Source organism: Alistipes timonensis JC136 (assembly GCF_900107675.1).
Taxonomy (GTDB): domain Bacteria; phylum Bacteroidota; class Bacteroidia; order Bacteroidales; family Rikenellaceae; genus Alistipes; species Alistipes timonensis.
This window is the reverse complement of the sequence record NZ_FNRI01000019.1, coordinates 1-1,569: the sequence shown is the minus strand read 5'-3', so window position 1 is coordinate 1,569 and position 1,569 is coordinate 1. Positions and strand designations below refer to the sequence as shown.

General features: G+C 40.3%; 1 protein-coding gene. It reads left to right on the top strand.

Features of this window, described 5'->3' with window-relative positions; all coding sequences use genetic code 11:
• The first annotated feature begins 667 nt into the window (after positions 1–667).
• Positions 668–1,507 (top strand): ParB N-terminal domain-containing protein, encoded by an 840-nt coding sequence (locus tag BLU78_RS13820; protein ID WP_020693595.1) that lies wholly within the window; start codon positions 668–670, stop codon positions 1,505–1,507.
• Positions 1,508–1,569: the final 62 nt, after the last annotated feature.

Below are 1,569 nucleotides of genomic sequence, written 5' to 3'. Positions count from 1 at the left end.
CGATAAATGAAGAACAGTTTTAATCACGAAAAATAGATTCATCAACCAAGTAAGATGAATACTTTTTTTAGCGATATTTTTTAACACGCAAAAATGCGTTAATAAAAAAACAGGCAAAAAAAGTTTTTCATCACACGAGTTGTGAGAAAAAAATTATCGCAAAAAATCGTGCATCGTTTTTTCGATGAAAAGTTTTTCAGCACAAATAAATTGTTCTCACTCTTACATGATGTGTCATTAAAAGTGGCTGTTTTTAGTGAATGCACTTTTTAATGATTCCATATTTTCTGATTCTGAAACTATCTTATTAAAGGGAATATTCATTTCGCACTCAAAAAATGTGGTAACACAACGCAAAGTAAAGGCAGACGAATCTGCCCTTATAAGAATTGCTCAATTTGTAGTGTGGGATTCTTTGCTGAATTGCTTTACAAAGATACAACATATCTGTCCAAAAGTCAAGTAATTTGGCAATTATTTTACATAATATTATAGGGTTTATTATAACTTATTGATTTAGAGAGAACCATCTGTTCACTATCTATTATGGCTTATGCTCCAGTACCTTTGCCCTGCCGTAAGGGTGTTCCTTACGGTCTGCAATCTTTGGGCGGGGATTGCAGTCATTATCAGCCCCTCTGCATAAAGGACAGAGTATGTAAAAGCCATGAAAAAGATGGTTATTTCAATGGATGACGCACAGCGTCAGTTTGCATTTGTCAAAGGCAATCGGCCTGTAAACGTCAGAACCGTGAAACAGAAAGAGAAATCCATGAAAGCCTATGGACAGCTAACCCCTATCACGGTAACCGATGGAGAAAAGGTGATTCAGATGGGCGGTCGTCTGATGGATTTGAAAGGGAGGGAAATCCCCAACGAGGATGCAGGAAAGTATTACGCCGTATTGGACGGTCAGCACCGATTGGTGGCTTATCAGAATTTGCAGTTGGATTTGAATGACCTTGTAATTTGCGAACCCCTCAATGCTGAATTATCCATTACAGAGGTCATAGCGCAAATGAACATCTGCACCACCGTTTGGAAAAAATCGGATTACATGGCCGCACCTGCCATGATGCTCAAAGAAGCCAACGAGGTATTCGATTTCGCCATGTTCCTGCACGGCAAGGCTTGTCCCCTCTCCACAATTTCGTTATGGTGCTTCGGCAAGAAAACCCTGCAAGCGAAAGACTTGGTGGAGTGTCTGAACACGAAGAAACTGCCTGAAATCTTTGAGGACAAAACATGGTTTCGTTCCAGCATAAGGTGGTTCAAGGCCGCACAAGGGAAATTTAAGGATAAATTCCTTATGAACAGGTATTTAATCGACTTTATCATCAAGCAATGGAAACCCGATGAAGATTTCGAGGTGTTCACAGCGGAAATGGAACGGAAGATAAACGACCTCACGCGCGACCAAGCAGACCAGATTATGAATCCTCACAAAACAGAAGGTATGGCACGGGAGCAGTTGATTATGGATATGCTGACACAGTATCTCGGTTAAGAATTACTTTGCACTTATAAGGTTTGTAGAGGTCAGGAGTCAATAGGCTCCCGACCTCTTTT

What these genes read in the sequence shown, in the direction of transcription:
- BLU78_RS13820 (WP_020693595.1), top strand. Translation starts at nt 668, where the DNA reads ATGAAAAAGATGGTTATTTCAATGGATGACGCACAGCGTCAGTTTGCA.